This is a genomic window from Arthrobacter mangrovi, assembly GCF_026011795.1.
GTDB lineage: Bacteria > Actinomycetota > Actinomycetes > Actinomycetales > Micrococcaceae > Crystallibacter > Crystallibacter mangrovi.
Genome location: NZ_BRVS01000014.1, coordinates 1 through 26,547, shown reverse-complemented (window position 1 = coordinate 26,547; position 26,547 = coordinate 1). Strand labels below are relative to the sequence as shown.

At 65.6% G+C, this 26,547-nt stretch carries 28 protein-coding genes; 12 read left to right on the top strand and 16 right to left on the bottom strand.

Annotation, left to right across the window (positions count from 1 at the left end; all coding sequences use genetic code 11):
• Nucleotides 1-39: 39 nt before the first annotated feature.
• On the bottom strand, nucleotides 40-1,506 hold the full coding sequence (locus AHIS1636_RS13605; RefSeq protein ID WP_264796380.1) for an amino acid permease: 1,467 nt from the start codon (nucleotides 1,504-1,506) through the stop codon (nucleotides 40-42).
• A gap of 332 nt (nucleotides 1,507-1,838) precedes the next feature.
• Here AHIS1636_RS13605 and AHIS1636_RS13600 point away from each other — a divergent pair, with 332 nt between their 5' ends.
• From AHIS1636_RS13600 to AHIS1636_RS13590, 3 genes are all read left to right on the top strand, one after another.
• On the top strand, nucleotides 1,839-2,345 hold the full coding sequence (locus AHIS1636_RS13600) for a DUF2231 domain-containing protein (RefSeq protein ID WP_264796379.1): 507 nt from the start codon (nucleotides 1,839-1,841) through the stop codon (nucleotides 2,343-2,345).
• Nucleotides 2,346-2,494: 149 nt separating this feature from the next.
• Nucleotides 2,495-2,722 (top strand): hypothetical protein, encoded by a 228-nt coding sequence (locus AHIS1636_RS13595; RefSeq protein WP_264796378.1) that lies wholly within the window; start codon nucleotides 2,495-2,497, stop codon nucleotides 2,720-2,722.
• A gap of 93 nt (nucleotides 2,723-2,815) precedes the next feature.
• Nucleotides 2,816-3,052 (top strand): DUF1059 domain-containing protein, encoded by a 237-nt coding sequence (locus tag AHIS1636_RS13590; protein WP_264796377.1) that lies wholly within the window; start codon nucleotides 2,816-2,818, stop codon nucleotides 3,050-3,052.
• A gap of 96 nt (nucleotides 3,053-3,148) precedes the next feature.
• On the opposite strand, the gene AHIS1636_RS13585 is transcribed toward AHIS1636_RS13590, so the two are convergent.
• The 3 genes from AHIS1636_RS13585 to AHIS1636_RS13575 all read right to left on the bottom strand — a co-directional run bounded on the left by AHIS1636_RS13585 (nucleotide 3,149) and on the right by AHIS1636_RS13575 (nucleotide 6,491).
• Nucleotides 3,149-4,411: an alpha-hydroxy acid oxidase gene (locus tag AHIS1636_RS13585; protein ID WP_264796376.1), complete on the bottom strand. Its 1,263-nt coding sequence runs from the start codon at nucleotides 4,409-4,411 to the stop codon at nucleotides 3,149-3,151.
• A 39-nt stretch (nucleotides 4,412-4,450) separates the two neighbouring features.
• A complete protein-coding gene (locus tag AHIS1636_RS13580) occupies nucleotides 4,451-5,755 on the bottom strand; it encodes an MFS transporter (RefSeq protein WP_264796375.1) in 1,305 nt (434 codons plus the stop codon).
• Nucleotides 5,756-5,906: 151 nt separating this feature from the next.
• Nucleotides 5,907-6,491 carry a hypothetical protein gene (locus AHIS1636_RS13575; RefSeq protein WP_264796374.1) on the bottom strand — a complete coding sequence of 195 codons (585 nt, stop codon included), beginning with the start codon at nucleotides 6,489-6,491 and terminating at the stop codon, nucleotides 5,907-5,909.
• A 171-nt stretch (nucleotides 6,492-6,662) separates the two neighbouring features.
• Between AHIS1636_RS13575 and AHIS1636_RS13570 the strand changes: the two genes are divergently transcribed.
• Both AHIS1636_RS13570 and AHIS1636_RS13565 read left to right on the top strand, forming a co-directional pair.
• Complete coding sequence (locus tag AHIS1636_RS13570) at nucleotides 6,663-7,124, top strand: SRPBCC family protein (RefSeq protein WP_264796373.1); 462 nt, start codon at nucleotides 6,663-6,665, stop codon at nucleotides 7,122-7,124.
• 150 nt (nucleotides 7,125-7,274) lie between these two features.
• Complete coding sequence (locus tag AHIS1636_RS13565) at nucleotides 7,275-8,438, top strand: glycoside hydrolase family 3 N-terminal domain-containing protein (RefSeq protein ID WP_264796372.1); 1,164 nt, start codon at nucleotides 7,275-7,277, stop codon at nucleotides 8,436-8,438.
• Here the strand turns inward: AHIS1636_RS13565 and AHIS1636_RS13560 are convergent.
• The 7 genes from AHIS1636_RS13560 to AHIS1636_RS13530 all read right to left on the bottom strand — a co-directional run bounded on the left by AHIS1636_RS13560 (nucleotide 8,435) and on the right by AHIS1636_RS13530 (nucleotide 14,465).
• Complete coding sequence (locus AHIS1636_RS13560) at nucleotides 8,435-9,115, bottom strand: FadR/GntR family transcriptional regulator (RefSeq protein WP_264796371.1); 681 nt, start codon at nucleotides 9,113-9,115, stop codon at nucleotides 8,435-8,437. The genes AHIS1636_RS13565 and AHIS1636_RS13560 overlap by 4 nt on opposite strands.
• Nucleotides 9,116-9,152: 37 nt before the next feature.
• A complete protein-coding gene (locus AHIS1636_RS13555) occupies nucleotides 9,153-9,617 on the bottom strand; it encodes an OsmC family protein (RefSeq protein ID WP_264796370.1) in 465 nt (154 codons plus the stop codon).
• Nucleotides 9,618-9,830: 213 nt separating this feature from the next.
• Entirely contained in the window at nucleotides 9,831-10,466 is a 636-nt protein-coding gene (locus tag AHIS1636_RS13550; RefSeq protein WP_264796369.1) for a YoaK family protein, read from the bottom strand.
• A gap of 62 nt (nucleotides 10,467-10,528) precedes the next feature.
• Entirely contained in the window at nucleotides 10,529-12,055 is a 1,527-nt protein-coding gene (locus tag AHIS1636_RS13545; RefSeq protein WP_264796368.1) for a gamma-glutamyltransferase, read from the bottom strand.
• Between the two features lie 21 nt (nucleotides 12,056-12,076).
• Nucleotides 12,077-12,853, bottom strand: a complete 777-nt coding sequence (locus tag AHIS1636_RS13540; protein WP_264796367.1) for an amino acid ABC transporter ATP-binding protein — start codon at nucleotides 12,851-12,853, stop codon at nucleotides 12,077-12,079.
• Entirely contained in the window at nucleotides 12,840-13,610 is a 771-nt protein-coding gene (locus tag AHIS1636_RS13535) for an amino acid ABC transporter permease (RefSeq protein ID WP_264796366.1), read from the bottom strand. The genes AHIS1636_RS13540 and AHIS1636_RS13535 overlap by 14 nt, the downstream gene beginning before the upstream one ends.
• A 3-nt stretch (nucleotides 13,611-13,613) precedes the next feature.
• Entirely contained in the window at nucleotides 13,614-14,465 is an 852-nt protein-coding gene (locus AHIS1636_RS13530; RefSeq protein ID WP_264796365.1) for an ABC transporter substrate-binding protein, read from the bottom strand.
• A 232-nt stretch (nucleotides 14,466-14,697) separates the two neighbouring features.
• Between AHIS1636_RS13530 and AHIS1636_RS13525 the strand changes: the two genes are divergently transcribed.
• Nucleotides 14,698-15,426 (top strand): FadR/GntR family transcriptional regulator, encoded by a 729-nt coding sequence (locus AHIS1636_RS13525; RefSeq protein WP_264796364.1) that lies wholly within the window; start codon nucleotides 14,698-14,700, stop codon nucleotides 15,424-15,426.
• Nucleotides 15,427-15,495: 69 nt separating this feature from the next.
• Here AHIS1636_RS13525 and AHIS1636_RS13520 read toward each other — a convergent pair whose 3' ends face one another.
• The gene (locus tag AHIS1636_RS13520; RefSeq protein WP_264796363.1) at nucleotides 15,496-15,870 is read right to left on the bottom strand and encodes a LysR family transcriptional regulator; all 375 of its coding nucleotides are present in this window, start codon (nucleotides 15,868-15,870) and stop codon (nucleotides 15,496-15,498) included.
• A gap of 144 nt (nucleotides 15,871-16,014) precedes the next feature.
• On the opposite strand from AHIS1636_RS13520, the gene AHIS1636_RS13515 reads away from it, so the two are divergent.
• From AHIS1636_RS13515 to AHIS1636_RS13495, 5 genes are all read left to right on the top strand, one after another.
• Entirely contained in the window at nucleotides 16,015-17,070 is a 1,056-nt protein-coding gene (locus AHIS1636_RS13515; RefSeq protein WP_264796362.1) for a LacI family DNA-binding transcriptional regulator, read from the top strand.
• A gap of 88 nt (nucleotides 17,071-17,158) precedes the next feature.
• Nucleotides 17,159-18,493: an MFS transporter gene (locus tag AHIS1636_RS13510; protein WP_264796361.1), complete on the top strand. Its 1,335-nt coding sequence runs from the start codon at nucleotides 17,159-17,161 to the stop codon at nucleotides 18,491-18,493.
• A gap of 27 nt (nucleotides 18,494-18,520) precedes the next feature.
• Entirely contained in the window at nucleotides 18,521-19,285 is a 765-nt protein-coding gene (locus tag AHIS1636_RS13505) for an SDR family oxidoreductase (protein ID WP_264796360.1), read from the top strand.
• Between the two features lie 27 nt (nucleotides 19,286-19,312).
• Entirely contained in the window at nucleotides 19,313-20,245 is a 933-nt protein-coding gene (kce, locus tag AHIS1636_RS13500) for a 3,5-dioxohexanoate:acetyl-CoA acetone transferase (protein ID WP_264796359.1), read from the top strand.
• A 74-nt stretch (nucleotides 20,246-20,319) separates the two neighbouring features.
• Complete coding sequence (locus AHIS1636_RS13495; RefSeq protein WP_264796358.1) at nucleotides 20,320-21,264, top strand: 3-hydroxyacyl-CoA dehydrogenase family protein; 945 nt, start codon at nucleotides 20,320-20,322, stop codon at nucleotides 21,262-21,264.
• Nucleotides 21,265-21,336: 72 nt separating this feature from the next.
• On the opposite strand, the gene AHIS1636_RS13490 is transcribed toward AHIS1636_RS13495, so the two are convergent.
• From AHIS1636_RS13490 to ppk2, 4 genes are all read right to left on the bottom strand, one after another.
• On the bottom strand, nucleotides 21,337-22,521 hold the full coding sequence (locus AHIS1636_RS13490) for an AI-2E family transporter (protein WP_264796357.1): 1,185 nt from the start codon (nucleotides 22,519-22,521) through the stop codon (nucleotides 21,337-21,339).
• 204 nt (nucleotides 22,522-22,725) lie between these two features.
• Complete coding sequence (locus tag AHIS1636_RS13485; RefSeq protein WP_264796356.1) at nucleotides 22,726-23,142, bottom strand: cation diffusion facilitator family transporter; 417 nt, start codon at nucleotides 23,140-23,142, stop codon at nucleotides 22,726-22,728.
• A 205-nt stretch (nucleotides 23,143-23,347) separates the two neighbouring features.
• Nucleotides 23,348-24,178, bottom strand: coding sequence for a phosphatase PAP2 family protein (locus AHIS1636_RS13480; protein ID WP_264796355.1), 831 nt, complete (start codon nucleotides 24,176-24,178; stop codon nucleotides 23,348-23,350).
• Nucleotides 24,179-24,354: 176 nt separating this feature from the next.
• Complete coding sequence (gene ppk2 / locus AHIS1636_RS13475; RefSeq protein ID WP_264796354.1) at nucleotides 24,355-25,290, bottom strand: polyphosphate kinase 2; 936 nt, start codon at nucleotides 25,288-25,290, stop codon at nucleotides 24,355-24,357.
• Between the two features lie 316 nt (nucleotides 25,291-25,606).
• Between ppk2 and AHIS1636_RS13470 the strand changes: the two genes are divergently transcribed.
• Nucleotides 25,607-26,547 (top strand): DUF222 domain-containing protein (locus tag AHIS1636_RS13470; RefSeq protein ID WP_264796353.1); only part of this gene is annotated, 941 nt, incomplete at its 3' end.

Below are 26,547 nucleotides of genomic sequence, written 5' to 3'. Positions count from 1 at the left end.
GTCCGGCTACTTCCGGAGCGGGGCCTGCCGGGTCCGTGGCTACTTCCGGAGCGCGGGCTCCGCTTCGCGGGCCTCTTCCGGCTCTGCCGCAGCGGCATCCACCTTGATCCAGGCGTTCTCCCCGCGGCGGTAGCGCCATACGCCCAGTGCCACAACGACGGCGGCGAGTGCCACCGAGAGGATCAGCGACTCACGCGTCTCCTCGAGGATCACCATGCCGATCAGCAGCGCGATGATGCTGCCGATCGCCAGCCAGGTCAGGTACGGGAAGAACCACATCTTCAGCGTCAGGTTCTTCGCCTCGGCCCCGAGGCGCCGGCGCAGGATCAGCTGCGAGGCGGCGATGACCAGCCAGACGAACAGGGCGATGGCGCCCGAGGTGTTGACCAGGAACAGGAACACGGTGTCGGGCGCGATGTAATTCAGGCCCACGGTGATGAAGCCGACCACGGTCGAGGCCAGGACGGGAGCCACGGGCACGCCGCGCTTGGAGATCCTGGTCCAGGAGCGCGGGGCGTCGCCGCGGGTGGAGAGCGAGAACAACATGCGGCTGGCCGTGTAGAGGCCGGAGTTCAGGCAGGACAGCACGGAGGTAAGCACGATGATGTCCATGATCACGCCGGCGCCCGGGATCCCGTACAGCTCCATGACCGCCACGTACGGGCTCTTCGCCACGGAGGCGTCGTTCCACGGCAGCAGGGTCACCACGATGGCGATCGAGCCGATGTAGAACACCAGGATGCGCCAGACAGTGGAGCGCACGGCCTTCTTGACCGCGGAGACGGGGTTGGCCGATTCGCCCGCGGCAATCGTCGCGATTTCCGCACCGAAGAAGGAAAAGACGACGACGAGGATGCCCGCCAGTACGGCGGCGCCGCCGTTCGGGAAGAAGCCGCCCTGGCCGGTCAGGTTGGCTAGGCCGGGGGCCTCGACGCCGGGCAGCAGCCCGAGGATCGCGGCGATGCCGAACAGCAGGAAGCCGACGATGGCGGCGACCTTGATGGAGGCGAACCAGAACTCGAATTCGCCGAAGGACTTCACCGAGGCGACGTTGGTCAGGGTCAGCAGCACCATCAGGATGAGCGCCCAGACCCACTGGTCCACACCGGGAACCCAGCGGTGCACGATGGCGGCGCCGGCGGTGGCCTCGATGCCGAGCACTATGATCCAGAACCAGGCGTAGAGCCAGCCGATACTGAAGCCGGCCCAGCGGCCCAGGGCCTTGTCGGCGTAGGTGGAGAACGAACCGGTCTCCGGGTTGGAGGCGGCCATTTCGCCGAGCATCCGCATCACCAGGATCACCACGAGGCCCGCGGCGGCGTAGGCCACGAGGATGCCGGGGCCGGCCTGCTGGATCGCGGCGCCGGAGCCGACGAACAGCCCCGCGCCGATGACGCCGGCGATGGCGATCATCGACAGATGCCGCGGCTTCAGCGACTTGGACAGGCCGGGCGATGCGGCACCGGCCGGCTGAGCAGACGGCTGAGTAGGCGCGTCAGAGCGCATGAACGTACTCCTTGATTGGAAGGACTCCGCCGCCGCGGCATCGTGAAGCCAGGCGCGGACGGCCCGGCGAAGACGACGGCGGACCGGAAGTTTCGTAAGGGGATCCCCCGGCCGCTAGGACGGGCGGCGAGGGGCAGGCATCTTTGTCCCGATCAAGTATGCACCCTCACGCCCGTCAGCAAAATCCACGGTTCCTGACGCTTACCGTTCGGTTTAGCTGACGGATCGCCCGTTCTCCCGCAAGCTGGGGAATCCGCGTTGGGACTGTTGCTTCCGCGCAGGTGGTGCTTGGATGGCCGCAGGTGTATCGGAACTCCACCTCAGGAGGAGCCATGGCAGACCAGTCGGCGCAGCAGCAGGCCAAAGAACCGAGAACCGCCTTGGCCGGACCGTACGGCCACCCCTTCCACCCGATCCTGGTCACCGTGCCGATCGGCGCGTGGATCGGCGCGCTCATCTTCGACGTCGCGACCATCCTCACGGATGACCCGGAAGTCTTCGCCCGCGGAGCCGTCTGGCTGACCGGGATCGGCATCGCCGGCGCGCTGGTCGCCGCGGCTTTCGGGTTCCTCGACTACTCCCAGCTGGCCGCGGGCACGAAGGCGCGGGAGACGGCGACCATCCACATGTCGCTGAACCTGCTGGTCACGCTCCTGTTCCTGATCGCGTTCCTGGTCCGCCAGGTCGCCGGCTACCGGGACCTGAGCGTGGTCGGCTTCGTCCTCACGATCGTCGGGCTGGGCCTGCTCTCGGCCTCGGGCTACCTTGGCGGAAAGCTCGCCTACCACTACGGCGTCAGGGTGGCGGACGAGCGGACCCAGGGCGAGGGCTTTCGGTAGGTGGTGCGCCACCGCAGGAACGACGACGGCGGGGCGCCAGTCAAGCCGCCTGGGCTCCGGAGGCGGTAGGCACGCCGTCGAAAGCATCTCTCCCGTACAGGGCGACGGATACTATCACTGAACGACGGACCAACGTATGGGAGAACATCATGGCTGGAAACGGGGTCAAGGCCGCGGCTCTTCTTCGCGATGGAGGTGCGAAGGCCAAGATGACCGCGGCCAGGATCTATGCCGTTGCCAAGGACCCGGCTACGCAGGAGAAAACAAGGAAGCTGGTCGACGACGGCAAGAAGGTCTACGAAGCCCTGACCAGCCCTGAGGCGAAACGCCTGTACCGCCAGGCAGCGGATCTGGTCAAACAAGCGCGCAAAAAGTAGACGGCCGGCCCTCGCGGCGGGTACTGCCGCCGTGCCTCGATCGTCACAGGCGAACACCAACATACGAAGCAGATCGCAGGAAGGGAGCCACACATGAAGACCATGACGTGCCGGCAGCTGGGAGGACCTTGCGACCTTGAACACCGCGGCGAGACCGCCGACGACGTCATCCAGGCCCAGGACCGCCATCTAAAGGAAGCAGAGAAGGCCGGTGACGCGTCGCACCAGGAAGCCCGCGACGCGATGAAGGGCCGCTGGCGCCACCCGAAGAAGTCGCTGGGCTGGTACCGCGACATGAAGGAGGCCTTCGCCGGTCTCCCCGAGGACTGATCCCGGTCCTGGTGGGCCGCACACGACGTCGGTAGTACCGGCCCGCACGAAGCGAACCGGTACTGCCGCGGCGAAGGCAAGGGCCACCGTCGTTAGTTAGGCCAGGCTCCCGGCCGCGGTGACGCTGTCCTGCGAGACGGGGACGAGGCGGCTGAGCTGGGTGACGTGGCGCGGTTCGAGCTCCTCGAGCGAGGAGACGCCGAGCAGGGCCATGGTGCGCTCGATCTCGCTGCGGAGGATCTCGATCATGCGGTCCACGCCCTGGCGGCCGCCGGCCATTAGGCCGTAGAGGTAGGCTCGCCCGACCAGCGTGAACTTAGCGCCGAGGGCGACGGCGGCGACGATGTCCGCGCCGTTCATGATGCCGGTGTCGACCATGACCGTCGCGTCGCGGCCGACCTCGCGGACCACCTGGGGCAGCAGGTGGAACGGCACGGGGGCGCGGTCGAGCTGGCGGCCGCCGTGGTTGGAGAGCACGATGCCGTCGACGCCGAGGTCGATCAGCTTGGCCGCGTCCGGCACGTTCTGCACGCCCTTGACGACGAGCTTGCCCGGCCACATCGCGCGGATGATCTCGAGGTCCTCGTAGGAGATGGTCGGGTCCATCGCGGAGTTGAGCAGGTCCCCCACGGTGCCGCCGGTCGAGGACAGCGAGGCGAACTCGAGCTTGGGCGTGGTCAGGAAGTCGATCCACCACCACGGACGCGGGATGGCGTTCAGGACGGTGCCGGCGGTGAGCTGCGGCGGGATGGAGAAGCCGTTGCGCTTGTCCCGCATCCGGTGGCCGGCGACGGGGGTGTCGACAGTGAACATGAGCGTGTCGAAGCCGGCCCGGGCGGCGCGTTCCACCAGGCCGTACGAGATCTGGCGGTCCCGCATCACGTAGAGCTGGAACCAGTTCCGGCCGGCAGGGTTGGCGGCCTTCACGTTCTCGATGGAGGTGGTGCCCAGCGTGGAGAGCGTGAACGGGATGCCCGCTGCCCCGGCGGCGCCGGCCCCGGCGACCTCGCCCTCGGTCTGCATGAGGCGGGTGAACCCGGTGGGGGCGATGCCGAACGGCAGGGCCGAGAGGCCGCCGAGGATGGTGGTCGAGGTGTCGACGTGGGCCGCCGGCTTGAGGATGTCGGGGTGGAACTCGATGTCCTCGAAGGCCTGGCGGGAGCGCTGCATCGAGATCTCGCCCTCGGCGCCGCCGTCGGTGTAGTCGAAGGCGGCCGCCGGAGTGCGCCGCTTGGCGATGCGCCGCAGGTCGTACGTGGTCAGTGCCGCATCGAGGCGGCGCTTCTTGCCGTTCAGTTCGGGCTTCTTGAACTGCATGAGTTCGAAGAGTTCGGCGGGTTTGGGAAGCTGGCGGTTCATGGTTCTGGTCCTCTCTGGAAACTGCCGGGTCCGGGTGCCTTAGCTGTCCTGGTGTGCGACGCGCTTGATGAAGAAGGAGGCGACGATCGAAACCGAGGCGCAGGCGGCCACGTAGACGGCGATCGGCCACCACTGTCCGCCGCTGACCTCGAAGAGCCAGGCCGCGATGATCGGAGCGGTGCCGCCGAAGATCGCGGCGCCGAGCTGGTAGCCGAGGGAGGCGCCGGTGTAGCGGACCTCGGGGGCGAAGTTTTCGGCGATCAGGGTGCCGAGGATCGCGTTGACGCTCCCCCACAGGATGCCGAATCCGACGACGGTGGCGGCGAAGAGCGCCCAGGTCGCCCCGGTGTTGAGCACCAGGTAGTAGGGCACCACGAGCAGGATCGTTGCGGTGGCGGACCAGCGGTAGAGCTTGGCGCGCGGGATGTTGTCGGAGATGCGGCCGAAGATGGGCATCCAGATCGTCGCCACGAGCGCGGCCGCCGCGACGGCGAGGAGGACGGTGTTCTGCCGCGCCCCCAGGACGCCGGTGGCGTAGGCGATGACGTAGGTGCCGAAGATGTAGAACGGGCCGGTTTCGGCGGCCTTGGCGCCGATCGACACCAGCACGGCGCCGCGGTGCTTCGTGACGACCTCCTTGATCGGCAGGCGCAGCTGGGCGCCCTTCTCCCGAATCCGCTTGAACTCGGGGGTCTCGTCGAGGCCGTTGCGGATCCAGAGGCCGATGAAGACGAGCACCACGCTGCCGACGAACGGCACGCGCCAGCCCCACGTCATGAACTGCCCGTCCGGGAGCATCGTCAGGAGCGCGACGACGCCGGCGGCGAGCAGCATGCCCAGGCTGATGCCCATCTGCGGCACCGCCCCGTAGAGGCCCCGGCGGTTCTTCGGCGCGTACTCGTAGGCGAGCAGGAGTGCGCCGCCCCATTCGCCACCGATGCCCAGGCCCTGCAGGATGCGGAAAGTGATGAGCAGGATGGGTGCGGCGATGCCGATGGCCGCATAGTCAGGCAGCAGGCCGATGGCGACAGTGCCGCCGCCCATCAGCATGAGCGTGATGAAGAGCGTCTTCTTGCGGCCGATCCGGTCGCCGATGTGGGAGAAGATGATGCCGCCCAGGGGACGGAAGAAGAACGTCAGCGAGAACGAGATATAGGCGAGCAGCGTCGACACGAACTCGTTGTCGCTCGGGAAGAACAGCTTGTTGAAGACCAGGGCGGCGACCGTGCCGTAGACGAGGAAATCGAACCACTCAATGACGCTGCCGCTGAGGCTGCCCAGCAGCACGCGGTAGTTGAGCTTCTCGGCGCTCTGGGTTTTTTCTGAGGACGTAGTGACCGTCACGAAATCTCTCCTATGGGAATCGGAGGCTGTGTGGCCCTACCATGTGGTCCGACCACAGAAAACTGTAGAGGTGTGACTGCTGCCACGTCAAGGTGTGGCGTAGCTTTCCTTGTGGGACCAGGTCGATGCAGGCCGAGATGGCCCGTCGAGGTCAGTGCACGAGCGTACTCAGCCAGATAATGATCAGCCCCAAGGCCGACGTGGCGGCGGCATTGAGCAGCCGCAGCGGCCAGCGTTTGCGGCGCCGGGCGGCGTTGACATAGCCGAGCACAGCGAGGATCCCGGCGCCGACCCACAGGGCGATGTAATAGGCCACGTACTCGTCGAGCACGCCGACTGCGGCCAGCAGCAGGAAGAAGGCCGGCAGGAGCATCGCAAGCACCATGCCGACCGAATGCCGGGCGGTTGCGAGGACCCTGGCCCAGACCGCCTCGCGGGGGCGCCCGGCCGATCCACTGCCGGCAACCACCCCGGCGTAAATGTGGGACAGCCAGAAAACGCCGACGGTACCGAGGGTGAACAGGAAGACTTCCAGGTCGGTCTCGTACTTCCAGCCGACGGCAATCAGGGCGCTGACCAGAACCGTGCCGTCGATGGCGTGCTCGGTTCCGTAGGTATGCAGCAGAGCGGCCGCGGGGCGGGCGACGCCGTGCGCGGCGCGCCGGGTCAAGCGGCGGGCGCGCGATTGCGAGGTCACTGCCTCGGAATCGACTGCGTCAGGATTGGCATCGGCCATGGCTGTCCTCCGCACGGCTCGTGCCCCCAACTAGATCCCACGGTAGCGGCCCGTGCAGCGGCGGTCCAGAGGAATCCAGCCGGAAGCCGCTCCTTCGACCGCCGGCGGGGCGTCCTGCCCGCGCCGTCGTTGGCATGGCGGACCTGGTGCCCTGGTGGGGATGATCGTGGCGTGAGCGTCTATTTCGAGTGCGAGACCCGGACAACGATGAGCCGGGCCGACCTGTTCGACCTGTCCCGCAGCATTGACGCGCATGCCGGTTCCATGGCCCGGTCACGGGAGAAGGCGGTTGCCGGGGTGACGACCGGGCTCATTTCACTCGGCGAGCAGGTCACCTGGCGGGCCTGGCACTTCGGCCTGCCACTCAGAATGACGAGTCGGATAACCGAGATGTCTGTCCCGGACTACTTCGTCGATGAACAAGTGCGCGGACCCTTCCGCCGCTTCCGGCACGTGCACGAGTTCACGGAGGATGGCCCGGAGACGCTGATGATCGACCGGGTGGAGTTCTCGGCGCCGTTCGGTGTGCTCGGCCGCGTGGTGGAGCGCCTAGTACTGGCGCGATACCTGCAGAAGCTGATCCGGGAACGTAACAGGTACCTGGTCGCGCCATCCGCGGCGCTTCACGGGTAACGATTCAAAGCTTTAAGCCCGGCCAAGGCTTGCGGGCCGGCGCTCTCGCGATCGTGTCCCATTTGGAATCTTGCGCCTGGCTCAGGGCGAGGCGGCGGCGCGTAAAGTGCTGCTTGGATCTCCGTCCGGTCCATCCTGAGGAGCAGGGATATGTCACTTCGTTGGCCTGCCGCCATCGCCGCGGCCTTGGTGCTCGGCCTGACCACAGCGGCACCGCAGGGGCTGGCGCAGGCGAGCAATCCGCCGTCGTCCGTTGCGGTGGAGAGGACGGCCGCAGTTCCCACACCCGCGCAGCAGCTGGCCAAGCTGACCTTGGACCAGCGGATCGGCCAGGTGGTGATGGGCGGGGTTCCGGCGACCGGTGCCAGCAGCAGCGACCTGGCCATGATCAAGCGCTTCCACATGGGAAACATCTTCCTGTCCGGCCGCAGTTCCAAGGGCGTCGTCGCCACCCGCAAGGTCACCAGCGCCCTGCGCGCGACCGTATCGTCGCGATCCACCGGCGGCATCCCCATGTTTATCGCCACCGACCAGGAAGGCGGATATGTCCAGGTGCTCAGCGGTCCGGGCTTCGAGAAGATTCCCACCGCGCTGCACCAGGGCCGCTGGCTTCCGCGTTCGGTGCAGGTCAGCGCCCAGCGCTGGGGCAGCCAGCTGCGCTCGGCCGGAGTCAATGTGAACCTTGCGCCGGTGGCGGATACTGTTCCGGCGTCGCTCGGCACCGGCAACCTGCCCATCGGCTACTGGAGCCGCGAGTTCGGCTACACACCCGGGGCCGTCGCTACGGATGTGGTCGCATTTTCGAAGGGCATGAAGGCGTCCGGTGTCGCCCCGGTCGTCAAGCATTTCCCGGGGCTGGGGCGCGTCCGCCAGAACACGGACATTTCGAGCGGCGTCACGGACACCGTCACGACGCGCCGCGATGCCTACCTGCGGCCCTTCAAGGACGGCATCGGCGCGGGCGTCCGCTGGGTCATGGTCTCCAACGCCTACTATTCGAAGATCGACGCCCGGCACATCGGCCCGTTCTCGCCGACGATCATGCGCACCATGCTGCGCTCCGACCTGGGCTTCACGGGCATTGTGATCTCCGACGACCTGTGCAATGCCAAGCAGCTCTCGCCGTGGTCCTACAGCACCCGGGCGCGCGCCTTCTTCAACGCCGGCGGCACCATGCTGCTGTGCACCGACGCCCGCGACCTGCCGGCGATGCAGCGGTACCTGCACACGTATGCCCTGGCCAATCCTGCTTTCCGCGCCAAGATCGACGCGGCGGCGCTGAAGGTCCTCGAGGTGAAGCAGGAAGGGACCTAGCCGGCCGTTTCCAGGTAGTACCCGCGGATGTGGTCCCGCACGGTTTCCGCGGCCCGCCGGCGGTCCCCGCTGCGGAGGGCGTCGAAAATCGCGCGGTGTTCCGAACGGAGCCGCCCGGCAGTCGTCGCCCAGTCCGGAAGCGCCTGGGCCCGGGCCAGCGTGTGGTCGGCAATGGCGGTGCGAAGGGCGTCCATGAGCATGCTGATCAGGGGGTTTCCGGCGGTCCGCGACATCGTCACATGGAATTCGGCGTCAAGCTGCAGGAAATCCTCGACGGCGATCTCCGGGTCATCCATTCGCTTCAGGAGCCGCTCGGCGGAGTCCCAGTCTCCCCGCTCGGATTCGGAGTGCTCCGCCGCCCACGTCTCCAGCAGCAGGCGCATCTCGTACACGTGCGAGTGCTCGACGTGGCTCGTCGCGATCTGCAGGTTGAGCAGCAGCGCCATCGCCTGGGCGGGTGCCGCGGTGACAACGGTGCCCGACCGCGGGCCGGAGCCCGTCGAGGCCTGGATCGTTCCCAGCGCCTCGAGGACCTTGAGCGCCTCACGCAGGGAACTGCGGGAAACCTTCAGCGTCTCGGCCAGGGCCCGCTCGCTCGGGAGGTGGTCGCCGACGCGCAGGCGGCCGCTGGAGAGCTCCTCGGTCACCCAATTCATCACTGCTTCGTGCGCTTTCATCGCCACCGATTATCGCAGGTCAGGCCGGAGGCTCCGGCTACTTCGCGCCGTCAGCGACGCCGTCGATACCGACGCTGATGTCGTGCCCGACGGCGGTGCCGTGCTCCACCGTCCGGGAGACCGTGCAGTACTTGTCGTGGGAGAGCGCGACAAGCCGCTCGACCATGCCGGCCGCCTTGCGCCCGCCGTCGTCGTCCGGGAAGGAGAGCTTGAAGGACAGGTTCAGGTCCTCCATTCGGTTCGCCCCGTTCTCCTCGACGATCTTGTTCCCCGTGGCTTCGATCCGGAACTCGGAGGGCTCGGAGCTGCGGGAGGTCGCGGTGTCCACGTCGATCGCCGAACAGCCCGCGATAGCGGCCAGCAGCAGCTCCACGGGAGAGAGCAGGCCCTCGCCCTGGCCGAACTCGACCTCGGCCCCGGCGGCATTGCGCGCGGTATAGCGGCCGGTGGCGGTGCGGGCTAGCTCGATGGAACGCAGGGCGGAATCCGGGTTTTGGCTCATGGGCCCATCATGCCACCGCGGCCGATGACCGCCGGCATTGGGTCCCTGCACGATCTTCTCGGCATTGTCGGCGCCACCGGACAGCCGCGGAGATTCCGCGGGCCAGATCTGTCCTTGCCGCCCCACTGGCTCTGTTTCGCGCCACGAGCCAGGCTTCGGCCGCTGACCTAGTGAGATGCGCGCGCTGCAATGGCGCGCGCATCTCACCTGGCATCAAGTCGTCTTGGGCTCTAAGCGCCGGCTGAACAAGGCCATCACCACGACCAGCCCGCTCGGAACCGCGATGGTTGCCAACCCGGCAATGGGGAGGACAACCGCCCCTACGACGGCGCCAGCGAGCATGCTGCTGATAGCCGCCAACTGGCGCGTGGAAATGCGGCGTTTGCGCCAAATACGGCCAGCGCCCGCCTCCGCGAAGAATTGCGAGAGCGTGGAGGTTACAACCAACGTATTTATCTCCGGAACCCCCAAGAGCCTCGCGGCAAGACCTTGGCAACCCATGGCTACCCCGATGAGGACTGTTATGACTAGGCCCAAGGACCGAGCCGTATCCATGGCGGCAAGGACCGCGCTTGCCGCCAGCAGGACCCCGGTCGTCAAGAACAGCGTCCGTGGGGCAGGTGACCCGTGCTTCCGTGCCTCCATTAGCCGGTGGCAGGTGCCAGCCAACATGCTTCCCGCACAGAACGAAAGGATGGCAACCAGAGGGTGGAACAGTCGTTCCCAATCGCCCGTTAGGCCGATGCCCACGAGAATCAGGTTTCCGGTCATGTTGGCACCGAAAATGTGGTCGAGGCCTAAATATGTCAGTGCATCCACAAACCCCGTCCCAAACGACAATACGGTCAACAAGACAGGGTCGGGAAGTACCCGGCGGCGGAGGGCCCTGGCGGGTCGCAGTTCCGTCAGCGTCATCGGAGCCGCCCGCTGCGTGCCGATCCATCGGACCGGGGATCACTGGCGGCGATGGGAATGCCTTCCGAGTCCACGGTGACCAACTGCATGTGCCCCAGCCCGTCCGAGAAGTTCGGTTCAATCCTGGTTCGGCTGAACCGCTCCTTGAGGTAGGCCTGGGTTTCGGGGGCCACGGACTCTTCCATGACAGCTACGTCGACCCCGTCGTTGTCCTGCTCCACCACCCAGCGAGGGCCAAGAAGCGCGGATGCCGGTGTCTCGCCTTCCCATTGCCTCAGCAGAACCTGCGCGTGGATCTGGGGCTGGGCTTTGCCCCCCATTGTCGACTGAATGTAGCGGATGTGTTGCTGCTGATCCGTGACCATGACCGGCATCAGCGTGTGCGGGGGCATGGCACCGGCGCGGAGGGTGTTGGGCTGGTCGTCGGTGAGCGAAAACATTGTTCCCCGGTTCTGGAGCACTATGCCGGTGGCCGGGTCGATGAGATAGGAGCCGAAGTGTGAGTACAGGCTTTGGATCCACGACACGCTCAACCCCGTGCTGTCCACGCATGAGATCCCGATGGTGTCTCCGTCCGCTGGCGCGGATGCATAGGCCGGTGTACGAGGAACCGGGAGGTCCTCAATGGCGTATGCATTGTAGAAGTCCGCCTCGGAGTCCTCGCTGAGGATGTTGTCCCTAAGGTAGTTGCAAATCCTCGCGTTGACCTGCATGGCCTCCACCACGCCGTTTAGGTTAACCGAGTTGCTCCCGTCCGTAGGCAGGTTCTCCAGCAGCCGGACCAGACCGAAGCCCTGGGTAGGCGCAGGGCTCGTGTACACGTTATAGTCCCCGCTCCGGAGGGACAGTGGCGTAAGAGAAGCTGGAACGGCCGACTCGAAGTCCTGCGCGGTGAATTCGGCGCGGTGGGTCTGCATGAACGAAAGAAGCGCTTTTGCCGTCCAACCTCGATAGAACTCCTGAAACCCTGAGGAGCCCATGCGGCGCAGGGTTTCCCCCAAGGCCGGGTTCGACACGCGTTTGCCCGGTTCATATGAGGAGCCGAAGAGCGTGTTGACGATCTCGGCACCGATTCCTCCGGCGGCGGATGCTTTGGCCGCTGCCAGCGTGACTGATCGGGTGAGCTCGTAGCCGGCGGCGAGTTCGGAGGCCCTCTCCATTAGGACAGAGGAGTGCAGTCGGCCATAGCGTTCATGCAGTGCCTGCCAGCCGGCGGGAGCTCCGGGAACGGTCAGCGTTGCTGCACCCCGCGCCGGCATTCGTTCTCCAAACTTCTCTCTCAGAGCGCGGTGGTGGGCTGCACCGGGAGCTCGTCCCACGGCCATTATGCATTGGGGGGCCGCCTGAGGCTCCTTCACTAGCGCCACCAAGTCGCCGCCGATCGAACAGTTGTGCGGGTAGACAACGGATAGGACTGCGGCTGAAGCGATAGCTGCGTCGACCGCGCTTCCTCCGGCTTGCAGTACGGCCCATCCGGCTTCGGTGGCTTCGCGGTGCGGGGTTGAGATTGCTGCGTCGTGCATTTCTGGGAAATCCTCTACTCGTTACAAGATCTTGGACAAGAACGATTGCGTCCGCTGTGAAGAGGCATCTGTGAACATGCCGCCGGGAGTGCCGGTCTCGACTATCCGGCCGTCCTCCATGAAGACGATCCGGTCTGCAACTTCCCGCGCGAAACCCATCTCGTGGGTAACGATCATCATGGTCATGTCAGCCGAGGCCAGATCCTTCATGACCTGGAGCACTTCGCCGACCATTTCGGGATCCAAAGCGCTGGTCGGTTCATCAAAAAGCATCAGCTTGGGTTTCATGGCCAATGCCCGGGCAATTGCCACCCGTTGCTTCTGCCCGCCCGAGAGCCGGGCAGGCTTGACGTCGGCTTTTGCTTCCAGTCCAACCCGCTGTAGTAATTCCCCGGCCTCCCGGTCCGCCTCCGACTTCGATATGCCAAGGACCCGGCGGGGCGCGTGGGATACGTTCTCCAACGCGGTCATGTGGGGAAACAGATTGAAGTGCTGGAAGACGAAGCCGATGTGCCGCCGTTCCTTCGCGAGGGCTCTACGGTTATGGGTCCGGCCTCCTCCGGATTGAATGAGCCTTCCGTCAACGTGGATGGTCCCGGAAGAGATGCTCTCAAGGTGGTTGACTGTCCGAAGCAATGAGGTCTTGCCTGCACCAGACGGTCCGACCAGGACCACGACCTCGCCTCGGCGAATGTCCAGCGAGATGTCATCGAGGATCGCGTGTTGTCCGATTCTCAGGGAGATGTCGGAAATGCTGACAAAACCATTGCCTGCCCGTTCCTGCTCATGCAGTGGCATTGACCGGCCTCCTTCGCATGGCTTCTGTGAATCGGAATGGCCTGGGTGTGATCCCCATGTAGTGGCTCAACCGCCTTTCGATGAAGAACTGGATGATCGCCCACACCGTCGTGAGCAGCAGGTAGTAGAGCGCGGCGACGATGAAGATCTCAAAGGTCCGGAAGCTCGTTGCACTGATGCCCTGCGTAACCAGGAACATCTCCGTCACGCCGATGATGCTCAGGATGGACGTCTCTTTCATGAGGCCGTTGAAGATGTTGCCCAGTGGAGGGACCATTGTGCGGAGCGCCTGGGCCAGGATCACGGTCCGCATGGCAAGGCCGGGCGTCATGGCCAGTGCTTCGCTGGCCTCAAATTGGCCGCGGTCGACGCTTTCGATGCCCGAACGTACAATTTCGGCGATGTAGGCGGACTCGTAAATCGTCAGGGTAACAATCGCTGCCTGGATCACACCGCTGATTGAAATGCCGGCAATCGAGGTGTCGGAGAAGCGGTAGATGTTGGCCGCGGCCAACCCGTTGTAGACAATGACGAGCTGCACCAAAAGCGGCGTGCCCCGGATGACCCACACATAGCCGGCTCCGATGCCCCGGAGGAGAGGCGCGTCCGATCTCAGCAGCAAGGCAACGCACACGCCGACGATCAGCGCCAGGGCCATGGAGATGACAGACACCAGGACTGTGGTCCACAGTCCGGCGATGAAATCGGGGTGCGGTGTCAGCAGGTGGTCGAAGAAGAATTCCCAGTTGAAGCTCATGGGTCAGCTGTTCCCGCCGATTGCCAAGGCGCCCAGGTTGTGTTCATCAAGGATTGCCTCGTACCGGCCGGAATCCTGCACCGTCGCGAAGGCCCCCGCGAAAGCTTCCCGCAGGTCAGGATTGTCCTTATTGAACCCAGCCCCAATCTCGATTTCGCCCACGTGCTCACCCACAAGGCGGATGGCGTCCGGCCGTGTCGACTGGTAGTAGAGAAGCGCCATGCTGGTATCCGCGAAACCGTCCAGCTGGCCGGCGACAACCTGCTGCAGACCGGCCACACCGTTGTCCGTCCGCCTGAGGTTGATGGGCTCAGCGCCTTCCTTCTCGCACTCCGCCGCCTGATCAACCAGGAACCCCTCGGCCGTGGTGGACACCTGGGACCCGACGAGCTTTCCGCACAGCGAGCCATCCAGGCCTGTGACTTCAGTCGTTCCCTTGGCGGGCACGGCTACCGCGGTCGCGGACATCAGGTAGGGAACGAAATCGATGACTTCCTCACGTTCCGGCTTGATATACAGGGCTCCCATGATGGTGTCGCACTGCCCCGCCTGCAGGGTCGGGATGATGGACGCAAACTTCGTCTCGCGGAACCGTACGTCCAGCCCCATTTCCTTGGCGACCTCTCGAGCCAACTCGATTTCGACGCCGCTTTCCTTGCGACCTTCGTCGTAATAGCTGGTAGGCGGATTATCGAACGTGGTGCACACCGTGAGGACATTCGGCTCGATGGTGGAAACCGACGCCTGGTCGCCGCCGGCGGAGGCTTCACTGGCGGGAGCACTGCACCCCGTGGCGAGCAGGGCGGCGCAGACAGCGGCGGCTGCGACGTAGGCGTGATTCTTCTTCTGCTGCATGGCTTCTCCTGAAGTTGGAGTGTTTCTCTAAGTGTCAACCGGTAGGGTGGTTGGACCACTTTGGGTAGCATAGGGAGATAAGTTGCCGAGCCACAAGGGTTTGGAACTACGAAATGAAACTTTTACCCGCCGGAAACCGTTTGGTCTGATGAGGAACGGTGCTCCTCGTGCAGCGGAAAGGACGACTGTGTGCAGCCTGAGGCATGACCCGTTGTTGGTCTTCAGTGACCGTGTGGACGTCCTCGCCGAGTCTCTTCGTTCGCAGATCGAGGACGGCTCCCTGGAACCGGGAGCCAAACTGCCGAGCGAACGGGAAATTGCTGAGAGGTACCGGCTGTCCAGAAACACAGTCCGGGAGGCCTTGCGTGAGCTCGAGGCCGTCGGATTAGTTCATCGCCGCCATGGAAGCGGGACGTACGTATCCGAGGAACCATTTCTGGCATTTACTTCTTCGCTCACAGGCGGTGCCGGGACCGGCGATTCGATGAACCACGTCATGGATCTTCGCCTCGTCATTGAACCAGGGATCGCTAAACGGGCCGCCATCAGGGCAAAGGGCCAAGTTTCGAAACTGCGGTCGCTCCTCGATAGCGCTACGGAAGAGGCAGCCCGACAAAAGCCCTCGAACACCGCACTAAGGAAACTGGACGTGGAATTCCATGCCGAGCTGGCCAGACTGTCCCGGAATCCGCTGCTGTCCGAACTGTTGGCAATGTCCAATGATCTGATGGCTCCCTCGCGTGCTGACGAGTTCCTGACGCTCGAACGCGTCCGGAGCTCCGTAACGTGGCACCGCCGCATTCTTGAGGCCGTTATGGAACGCGACGGAGATGCAGCCTTCAACGCAATGGAAGAACATCTAATCGACATCAAGGGCCACACTGAAAAGCGGAAGGCGGGTCCGGTGCCAAGGCTGGACAAACCTGACGATCCCCAAGAGCACAGTGCGCCGGGGTCCTAGGCTGCTCCTGGTACTGAACGACAGCGGCGGAACCCATGGGACGTAACTGCCAGTCTCGGTCCATGTAGCTCAAGACGGCGGTACCCGCCGCGGCGAGCACCGCAGGATCCCGATCTCGGAACTCCCGCTGCGGATGGAGGCAACGACATCGTCCGTGGTGAATGCCGCATCCACACTGACGACCACCGCGGTGTACCTGCGGAAGAACGCCGCGATCATCGAAGTCAGCGGCTCGATACCCGGCGACGGCATGGCGGACAGGGCCATACGCCCGCTGCGCAGCCCCTTCACGGCAACGACGGCGGACCTCGCCACCTCGAGGTCCCGCACTACCGCGCGGGCCGGGCCCACCAGTTCCCGGCCTACCTCGCTGAGCACCACCCGCCGTCCGACCCGGTGGAACAGCGGCACCCCGACCTCCTGCTCCAGCGTTATGCCGGCCATGCCGCCCAAAGCTCCGGGCCGAGGCGCTGCCTTCGTCGAGCGCAGCGCCGGTCCGCCGTTACTTAACGTTGCTTATGGGTTCGGGGCTTCGTAAAGTGACGGTGTTCACATCTACGGCCACGGCTACTCATCGGAAGGAGGCGCGTGCGATTGGAAACTTCGGTCAAGGCAAGCAAACCCAGGAACTTCGTTTCCGCCGCCTCGGTTGCCCGAGCGGCAGGGGTTTCCGCGGCTACCGTCTCCTACGTCATGAACGGCAAGACCGGGGTCTCGCCGGAAACCAGGCGACACGTCATCTCCGTGGCCAACGACCTGGGATTCCGGCCTCGCTCATCAGGGCCCGGCCTCAGCCCGCAGCGCACGCGCGTCATCGGACTGATCGTTCCCAACATCCTCAATCCGATGTACACGCGGTGGGCGCAGGGCGTCATCAGCACTGCGGCCGACTCGGGATACGAAGTCTTCACGGCCATCACCCAGGACGACGCCGATACGCTTGGCCAAATCACGGCGACGCTGGCCGCGCGCAATGTCGACGGTGTGATCATCGCGGCAGCCTTGCGGGAAGACGCCACTGCACTGCGGACCCTGAGGACAGCGAGGATCCCCTTCGTCTACCTGTCCCGCAAATCGACCTATCTGGAAGGCGACTACGTCGGCATCGATGACAGCGGCGCCGCTTCGCTGATCATGAAGCACATGCTGGACCACGGGTACCAGGACATAGCCACCGTCATCGGGCCCCGGTTTTCCAGCGCCTCGCTGGCGCGCGAGCAGGGACTTGTCCGCGCGGCGGCGGAGGCCGGCCTATCGATCCCGGGCGAGTGGAGGATCAGCACCAAGCTGAACAACGCGGGCGGCCGGGCGGCGGCAAAGAGCCTGTTCGCCTCCCGCCGTCGACCTCGCGCCATCCTGTGCGGCAGTGACGAGATCGCCATCGGCATTATGGAGTACGCCCTCTCCCAGGGCCTGAGGATTCCCGAAGACATAGCGGTCACGGGCTCCGACGGCCTCCCGCACAGCATTTCAGGACTCATCAATCTCACGACCATCGTCCAGCCTCAGCAGGAAATGGCTCATGAAGCATTCGCCTTGCTGCTGAAGCGGATGGAAAACCCTTCGCCCCAATACCAATCAATGATCTGTGCATACCGATTGCACATCGGCAGGACCTGTGGCTGCGACCCGGCCACGGCTTGATTCAATTCCCCCGAAGTAACCCGGCAGGATGATGCGGCGGCAATGAGGCCGTGTGATTTTCTGCGCCCTATTCCACGTGAGGACAACTATGCAAGCTCCACAGACAACGGCGATGCGCTCGCCGCAGGAAGTCAGCAGCCTCATCCTGCGAAAGCTGATGCCGCTGCTCATCATCGCCTACATCATGAGCTTCCTGGACCGCACGAACATCGGCATCGCCAAGGAACGCCTGGAAATCGACCTCGGTATTTCGGCCACCGCCTACGGCATTGGCGCCGGCCTGTTCTTCCTCACCTACGCCCTGTCCGAGGTGCCGTCGAACCTGATCATGCATAAAGTGGGCGCCCGGTTCTGGATCACCCGGATCATGGTGTCGTGGGGCATCATTTCCGCAGCCATGATGTTCGTCCAGGGCGAATGGTCCTTCTACATCATGCGGATGCTGTTGGGCATTGCCGAGGCCGGCCTGTTCCCCGGTGTCATGTACTTCCTGACCCAGTGGTTCGTCCGCAAGGAGCGGGCCAAAGCCAACGGATTGTTCCTGCTCGGCGTGTCCTTTGCGAACGTTATCGGTGCGCCGCTCGGTGGCGCACTGCTGAACATGGAAGGAATCGGCGGCCTGCACGGCTGGCAGTGGATGTTCCTGATCGAAGGCCTCCCGGCGTGCTTCCTGGCCATCGTCGTCTGGAAGATGCTCCCGGACCGCCCGACCCAGGCCAAGTTCCTCACCTACGAGGAAGGGGCGGCCCTGGAGGCAAGGATCGCGGCAGAGGATGCGGCGGGCGCCGAAGCCTCCGGCACGCACAAGCTGACCGGAGTCTTCAAGGACAAGCAGATCCTCCTGGTCGTCGGTATCTACCTGTCTGAACAGATCGCCGTGTATGCCCTCTCGTTCTTCCTGCCGTCAATCATCGGCACCTACGGCGAACTGTCTTCGTTCGAAATCGGCCTGCTGACAGCCGTTCCCTGGATCTTCGCGGCACTCGGTTCCTACTTCATTCCCCGCCACGCCACCAACGGCACCAAGGCGCGGAAGCTGGTCAGCACGACGATGATCGGCATCTGCGTGGGGTTCACCCTGGGAGCGGTCTCGGGTCCGGTGGTGGGACTCATCGGATTCTGCCTCGGCGCGTTCTGCTTCTTCGCCATGCAGCCGATCCTGTTCACGTTCCCGGCGAGCAGGCTGAGCGGTTCGACCCTTGCCGGCGGCATTGCCTTCGTGAACACCATCGGCCTCTTCGGCGGCTTCCTCGGCCCGTACGTCATGGGCTTCATGGAAGACGCCACGGGCAGCAAATTCGCCGGCCTTTGGTTCGTCGTCGCCGTCTGCGCCGTCGGAGCGTTCCTCTCCTTCTTCCTGAAATACGGAGAACTGGACGAGACGGAGTCCGAGACGGCAGTCGTGGCCGCTGCCGCGAAATAGAACCAGCACAGAATTTAGGAGACACACATGGATTTCACCGGACGCAAGGTACTGGTCACAGCCGGAGCAGCCGGAATCGGCCGCGCCATCGCTGATCGCTTCCGCGGCCTCGGCGCGGAGGTCATGGTCAGCGACATCAACCCGGAGGCCGTGGACGCCGCCAAACAGGATGGCTTCGCCGTCGCCCTCAGCGACGTATCGGACGAAGCGCAGGTCCGCAGCCTCATGGAGGAGGCTGGCAACCGGCTCGGCGGACTGGATGTCCTCGTGAACAATGCCGGGATCGCCGGACCCACCGGGCCTATCGAGACGCTCGATTCCCAGGCATGGAAAACGACCTTCGACGTCAACGTGCACGGACAGTTTTTCTGCATCAAGCACGCGCTGCCGCTGCTGCGTGAGGCAAAGGACGCCAGCATCATCAACCTCTCGTCGGCCGCGGGCCGGCTCGGCATGGCCGGACGCAGCCCCTACTCCGCTTCCAAGTGGGCGGTTGTCGGCCTGACGAAGACGCTCGCCATCGAGCTCGGCCCCGAAGGCATCCGCGCCAACGCGATCTGCCCCGGCGCCGTGAATGGCCCGCGCATCGACGCCGTCATCGACGCCAAGGCAGCCATGCTGGGCCGTCCCGTTGAGGAGGTGTCGGAGCTGTATCACAAGCAATCCTCGCTGGAACGGCTCGTCGAGGCCGACGACATCGCCAACATGGCCGTCTTCCTGGCCAGCGATCTTGCCCGCAACGTCAACGGCCAGGCGATGGCCGTCGACGGCAACACCGAAAAGCTCTACTGACCCGCCTGCAGCCACCAAGGAGCCACCATGCCCACCAAGCGCAAAGTCATTATCACCAGTGCCGTCACCGGCGCCATCCACACCCCCTCGATGTCGCCGCACCTGCCGGTTACTCCGGAGGAAATCGCGGACGCCGCGATTGGCGCCGCGGAGGCCGGCGCCGCCGTCGTCCACATGCACGCCCGCGACCCCAAGGACGGCCGCCCCTCGCAGGACCCGATGCACTTCGAACCCATCCTGGCCAAGCTCAAGGCCAATACGGACGCGGTCATCAACATCACCACCGGCGGCTCCCCGCACATGACGGTGGAAGAGCGGATGCTCCCGGTCGCCACGTTCAAGCCCGAACTCGCCTCGCTCAACATGGGCTCGATGAACTTCGGCCTCTACCCGATGCTGGACCGCTTCCCCGAGTTCCAGCACGAGTGGGAGCGCCAATCCCTGGAGAAGTCCCGCGACCTGGTCTTCAAGAACACCTTCGCGGACATCGAGACCATCCTCGGCATCGGGAACGGCAACGGCACCCGCTTCGAATTCGAGTGCTACGACATCTCGCACCTGAACAACCTGGCCCACTTCCATGGCCGCGGCCTGGCCCGGGGCCCCTTGTTCGTGCAGTCTGTCTTCGGACTGCTCGGAGGTATCGGCGCGCATCCCGAGGACCTGATGCACATGCGCCGCACGGCGGACCGGCTGCTCGGCGACGACTACGAGTGGTCCATCCTCGGTGCGGGCAAGAACCAGATGCCGCTGGCCACCATCGGCGCCGCCATGGGATCCCACGTGCGGGTGGGCCTGGAGGACTCGCTGTGGATCGGCCCGGGGCAGCTCGCCGCCTCCAATGCGGAACAGGTCCACCGCATCCGCACCATCCTCGAAGCGCTGAACTTCGATATCGCCACGCCTGACGAAGCCCGCGAAATGCTGCAGCTCAAAGGCAGCAACAACGTCGGTTTCTAGTCCAGCGAACACTGTTCCGGTGACGGGCTCGCCTGGCGCGGGCCCGTCACCGTCCCTATCGTTCAGGAGCTCAGATGAAGATTGCTGTTGTTGGATCCGGGTACATGGGCGGCGGTATCGCCCAGACATTCGCGCTGCGGGGCCATCAGGTTTCGATCGCCGATGCAAGTCTCGAGATCGCGGACCGCAACCTGGCCAGGCTGTTGGAGGAATCGGCCCTGTGGGAAAGCCGGGGGCTCTTCGACCCCGGCAGCACGGAGCAGCTCACCTCATCCCTGTCGGCGGCTGCCATACCGGAAGCCGTCGCCGACGCCGAGCTGGTCATCGAGGCCGTCACCGAAAGAGTCGAGGTCAAAGAGGGGGTGCTCCGGGACATCGCGGCTTCGGCGGGGCCCGGATGCATCATCGGCACCAACACGTCCACGATTTCCATCGGCACGCTGGCAGGATTCGTTTCGGGCCCCGGCCGTTTCCTCGGCCTCCACTATTCGAACCCGGCTCCGTTCGTACCCGGGGTCGAGGTAATTCCCCACGCGGACACCGATCCCGCCGTCGTCAGCCGTGCCCGGGACATGATCGAAGAGACCGGTAAGGTCACCGCCGTCGTCAAAGACGTCCCCGGCTTCGTGCTGAACCGCTTGCAGTTCATGCTTTTCCAGGAGGCCGCGCAGATCGTGGACGAGGGAATTGCTTCCGCCGAGGACGTAGACAAGGTCGTGCGTTCGACCTATGGTTTCAGGCTGCCGTTTTTCGGCCCGTTCCAGATCGCCGACATGGCCGGCTTGGACGTCTACGGGATGGGCTTCGACACGCTCGAAGCCGCCTTCGAGGAGGGCAAGTTCTCCAAGCCGGAGGCGCTCAGGAAGCTGGTCGAGTCCGGACACTACGGCACCAAGTCCGGCAAGGGGTTCTACGAAACGACCGAAACGGGCGCCCGGGAACTTGCCCTGTTCCGGAACGACGCCTACAGCCGGCTCGCCAGACTGCTCGGTTCCGTCGACGGCAGCCCCACCTCCTAGGTCGTCGGTGCGCCGCCAGTTCATGGGCCGGGAGCCCCCGCCCAAAGGCCCTCCCCCCGCACGCCGGCGAACCTACGGTGCCTCGGCCCTGGGCTTGGCCTCGGGCTCGGGCTCCTGCGCCGGCTCGGGCGCTGCCTTTTGCACCTGCGCCGGCTTCTTCCGGCTGTCCGGCCGGGGCGGCCGGCTCGAGATGAGGATGTTGATCCAGCTGGCCCGCGGGTCCGCGTCCACCAGCAGCGCCTTAAGCAGCAGCGTCGCCGGCAGCGCGAGCAGCGCGCCCAGCCAGCCGAGCACCCAGTACCAGAACAGCAGGGACAGGAAGGACATGGTCGCGGTGACGCCCACGGCCTCGCCGGTGAACTTCGGCTGGATGATGGACTGCACGGAGAAGTTGAGGAGGCTGTAGGCGGCGACCACCGCGAGTGCCGGGCCCGGCCCGCCCTCCAGCAGCGCGAGCAGGGCGGGCGGGACCAGGCCGATCACAAAGCCGATGTTCGGAATGTAGTTGGTCAGGAACGCGAGCACGCCCCAAACCCAGACCAGCGGGACGCCGATGATGGCCAGCGCGGCGACGTCGAGCAGCGCCACGATCAGGCCGAACACCGTGGTGACCACCCAGTAGCGGCGGACGCCGCGGCTGAAGGTCACGATGGCCTCGGTGAAGCGCGGGTTGTCGGCCTTGATGGAGGCGAGGCGGCGGCGGATCTGGGTGGAGTCCATCGCCAGGAAGAACACCGTCATGACCACCGTGACCAGCACCGACATGACCGAGGTGAGGTTGCCCAGCAGCGGGCTGACGAAGCTCATCACGTTGCTCGCGTCGATCTGCCGCAGCTGGTCCAGCAGCATCGACTGGCTGATGCCCACGCTCCCCAGCAGCCCGATGACCTCGGCCCACAGCTCGGTGAACTCCCGGTTGTACAGCGGCAGCTCGCGCAGCAGCTCCGTCGCCGCCCAGGTGGTGGCTCCGAAGAACACCAGGATCAGCGCCAGCACCACCACCAGCGTGATCACGGCCGCCAGGTAGCGGTGGATCCGGCGCGCCAGCAGCAGCTGCAGCGGGTAGGCCACGATCATGAGGTTCAGGCCGAGGAAAACCGGCGCAATGATGCTGCTCAGGTCGCGCACGAAATACAGGAACACGGCCAGCCCGGCCAGCCCCAGGCAGATCAGCACGAAGCGGGGCATCGGCGCCTTGGCCGGCGTCGGTTCCTTGGCGAGCGGCTCCCCCGCGGCGTCCGGCGTTGTCGGTTCCATCGTGTTTCTCCTCCAGTGCTCCGCGGCCCAGTGTACGGGGCCGCGGCCGCAATTTCGTGGCCAGCCTAGGTGCGCTACGGTGTACGGTTCCCCACTGTTTGGGGAGAACGACGGCGGCACCCGGGTTCCGTTTATCCGGAGAAGTAGCCGCCCGCGGGGAGTGCCGCCGTCGTTGTTGAGAAAAGCGTCAGGACAGCGGCGGGCTCAGCGGCCGGGCCGCAGCGAGGGCTCGTCCGAGGTGGCGGGCGTCAGGACGGTCTCCTCGATCAGGTCGCGTGATTCGAGCTCGCGCTCGACCAGGCGCTGCGCCAAGGCGACCTCCTTCTCGCGGCGGTTGCCGGCGATGTCGACGGCGGCGACGAGGTAGAGCCCGTCTGGGCCGACGAACTCGAGGTGGAGGTAGGTGACCCGCTCGACGTCCTCGTGGGTCAACAGCATTTCCAGCGCGAGCTGCTCGGTCCGCCCGGAAACGGACTGGCCGACCAGGAAGCGGCGGTCGCGGTCGATCAGGATCACGGCGATGACGCCGAGCAGGATGCCGACGAAGATGGACCCGACGGCGTCCGGCACGGTCGAGCCGGTGACCAGTCCTCGCCAGCCCGGCCCCGCCGGCCCGGCCACGCCAACCAGCTTCCACCTGCCCAGCCCCGCCAGCCCGGCCCCCCCTCGCGAACCGGCTTCCACCAGCCCGGCCCATTCTCAAAACGATTGGCCGGAAATGCCGGGTTTAGGCCCTCTATCCAGGTCATTTCCGGCCAATCGTTTTCGTGGCAGGCGAAAACGGGGCGGCCTGGTACTCCGAGCCCGCGCTATCGGGCGGCTCGGGCTATTTGGGGGCCGGGGTCTTGTGCCGCACCGTCAGGTACATGCGGTGGGCGGTGATCACGACGGCGAGCCAGGCCGCGCCGAGGGCCCAGGCGGCGAGGACGTCGGTGAACCAGTGGTGGCCGAGGAAGACGCGGCTCAGGCCCATGAGCAGGGCGAAGCATCCGGCGGCGGCGATGGTCAGGTACTGGCCGCGGCGTGAGCGCAGGCGCAGGATGATCAGGTAGGCGACGATGCCCGCGATGACGATCGAGTTCAGGGCGTGCCCGCTGGGGAACGACGCCGAGTGTTCGTAGGGCGGGACGGCGTCGCTGAGCGCGGGGCGGGCCCGGCCGAAGAAGGGCTTGCCGGAGACCGTCATCAGCAGCGAACCCAGCGCCGCGGCGGGGATGAGGATCACCGGCGTCCAGGAGCGGCGGCGCCAGGCCAGGGTGATCGTCGCCAGGACGGCCAGGATCGGCATGCCGACGGTGCCGCCGAGGTCCGTGTAGGCCGTCGCGAGCAGGTCGAGTCCGGGCGAACGGAGGGTCTTCGCGAACGCCAGCAGCGGGTGGTCCAGCTCGGCCACGCCGTCGCCTTCGGTCACCGCATCGTAGACTCCGGCGAACGCGGTGGTCAGCACGACGGCGACGATGAGCCCGGCGGCGAGCAGCAGGATCAGCGTCGGGATTGAGCCGAGCCGCGTCCCGACCGTTTCGGCGGCGCCGGCCAGGAAGCGCCCGAACCGGCTGTGCCAGCTGGCCGGGTCACGCCCGCCGGGAAGCTTGTCGCCCCGCAGCTCCCCCTTTACGCCTTGCCCGCCCGGCGGTTCATGGTGGTTCCTGGAGTCCATTACCAAAGGATGTCGCACCAAGCTGGCAAAGTGCGGACAAGTCCCGAATCCGCGCAGCGGCGATGGTCGGCTGGAACCGGGCTGTCCCTGCCGAGGACGGTCCCGCAGCGAAGGCGACGGCCCTGCGCGTGGCGGGCGCCGCCGTCGTTATGGCCCTGCCGGTCCCCGACCGTGATCTAGTCGCCGACGGCTTCGCGGCCGCGTCGGACAATCTGCGGGTCCGCCGCGTAGACCACCGAGGTGTCCTTGCCCTCGTAGTCGAACTGGTTGAGGAAGAAGCGCATGGCGTTGATGCGGCCGCGCTTCTTGTCGTTGGACTTGATGGTGGTCCAGGGCGCGTGGTCCGTGTCGGTTCGCAGGAACGTGGCTTCCTTCGCGTTCGTGTAGTCCTCCCATCGGTCGAGCGAGGCCAGATCCATGGGTGAGAGCTTCCAGCGGCGGACGGGGTCGATCTGCCGGATTGCGAAGCGGGTGCGCTGCTCGTGGCGGGTGACGGAGAACCAGAATTTGGTCAGGTGGATGCCGGAGTCGACGAGCATCTTCTCGAAGACCGGGGCCTGCTCCATGAACGTCTCGTACTCTTCGTTGGTGCAGAAGCCCATCACGCGTTCGACGTTGGCCCGGTTGTACCAGGAGCGGTCGAACATGACGATCTCGCCGGCGGTCGGCAGGTGCTGGATGTAGCGCTGGAAGTACCACTGGCCGTGTTCGCGGTCCGAAGGTTTGGTGAGTGCGACGGCGCGGGCCGCCCGGGGGTTGAGATGCTCCGTGAAGCGCTTGATGGTTCCGCCCTTGCCGGCGGCGTCGCGGCCTTCGAAGACGATGACGTGCTTGTGCCCCACGTCCTGGCCCCAGTACTGGAACTTCAGCAGCTCGATCTGCAGCGCGTACTTCTCCGCCTCGTAGTCCTCGCGGGTCATCCGCTGCTCATACGGATAGTCTTCGCGCCAGGTTTCGACGGCTGAGCCGCCGGGGTTGATGAGTTCAGGGTCCTCGCCCTGGCTGCCGTGGACTTCGTAGCCGAGGTCGACGAGCTGGTCGATGAATTCACGCAGGTTGTCCCGGACCAGCCAGCGATCTTCCGGGGTCCATGTCCTGCCAGCCTCCGTCATCGGAGCCTCCTCCTGGTTGAGGCGGCCTCCCCAAGACGTCTCTCATGCGCCGGACCGCCCTCGCCCGCATTTTAACAGGGCCGCGCGGCCGGAAGGTGAACACTGTTATTTGGGCTCGGTGATGCGGCCGCAGGGCCGACCCGCCGTCGCACCAGCACCTGTCCTGCCCGCGGCAGAATGCCGGCGATTCAGGAATCGAGCCAGGATGCCGGCACTCCGAGGATTGACGCTTGGAGGTCCGCTTCCGCTCCTTCCACTCGTCCTACACTACGAAGATTTATCGTGCTATCAGAACGTATCTTCGATAGAATGAGGCATGGCGATCGCACCACTCGAAGCGACTCAGGAAGCCACCGGCTTCCTCGCCTCGATGCGCGACGAACTGCGCGAATTCGCCGCCGGCTTCCGCGAAAACGCCGGCCTCCAAGACCCGCAAACAGTGGCTGAATGCGTGGGGCTCTTCGAGGACCTCTCCCGGACCGTCGAGCAACTCCAGATCACCGGGGCCCACGCCATCGAACAAACCGGCGTCGCCGCGATCACCGGCCAGCCCCCGGAGGCGAAGACCGAGTTCCGGGACACCGCGGACTACCTGCACGCCCGGCTGCGGATCAGCCGCACCGAAGCCCGCCGCCGCCTCCGCCTCGGGGCCGGCACCATGCCGCAGGCCCTGATCTCCGGCGGCGAAGCCCCGCCGAAATACGAACACCTGGCCGCCGGACTGGCCGAATCCGGGCTCTCCTGCACCGCCGCCATCCTGATCCATGACACGCTCGAACGCGTCCGCCCGGCAGCGGCCCCCGAGGACCTGACCGCGATGGAACAGCAGCTGACCCGGCAGGCCACCGAAACCGACCACGACACCCTGCGCGTCATCACCCGCTCCTGGGAAGCGGCCATCGACCCGGACGGACGCGAACCCTCCCCTGAACAGCTCGCCGCCCGGCAGGGCGTCTTCCTCAAAGGCAAACGCCGGGGGCTGCACCGCTTCGAAATCGCCGCCACCGACGAACAATACGAACACCTCATCACCGCCATGAACACCGCCACCAACCCCCGCCTCCACACCACCTTCGAACCCGAAGGCGACAAGGCTGGCACCAACGAAGGCTCCGAAACTGCCGGCAACGGGCACGACGGCACCGCCGAAGATGGAGCGCGCGGCACCGGGCACGACGGAGCCGGCACCGGACACGACGGCGCTGACGGCGGCGACGGGGACGGGGACGCTCGGCCGCACCCGGGCTGGCCGATGCC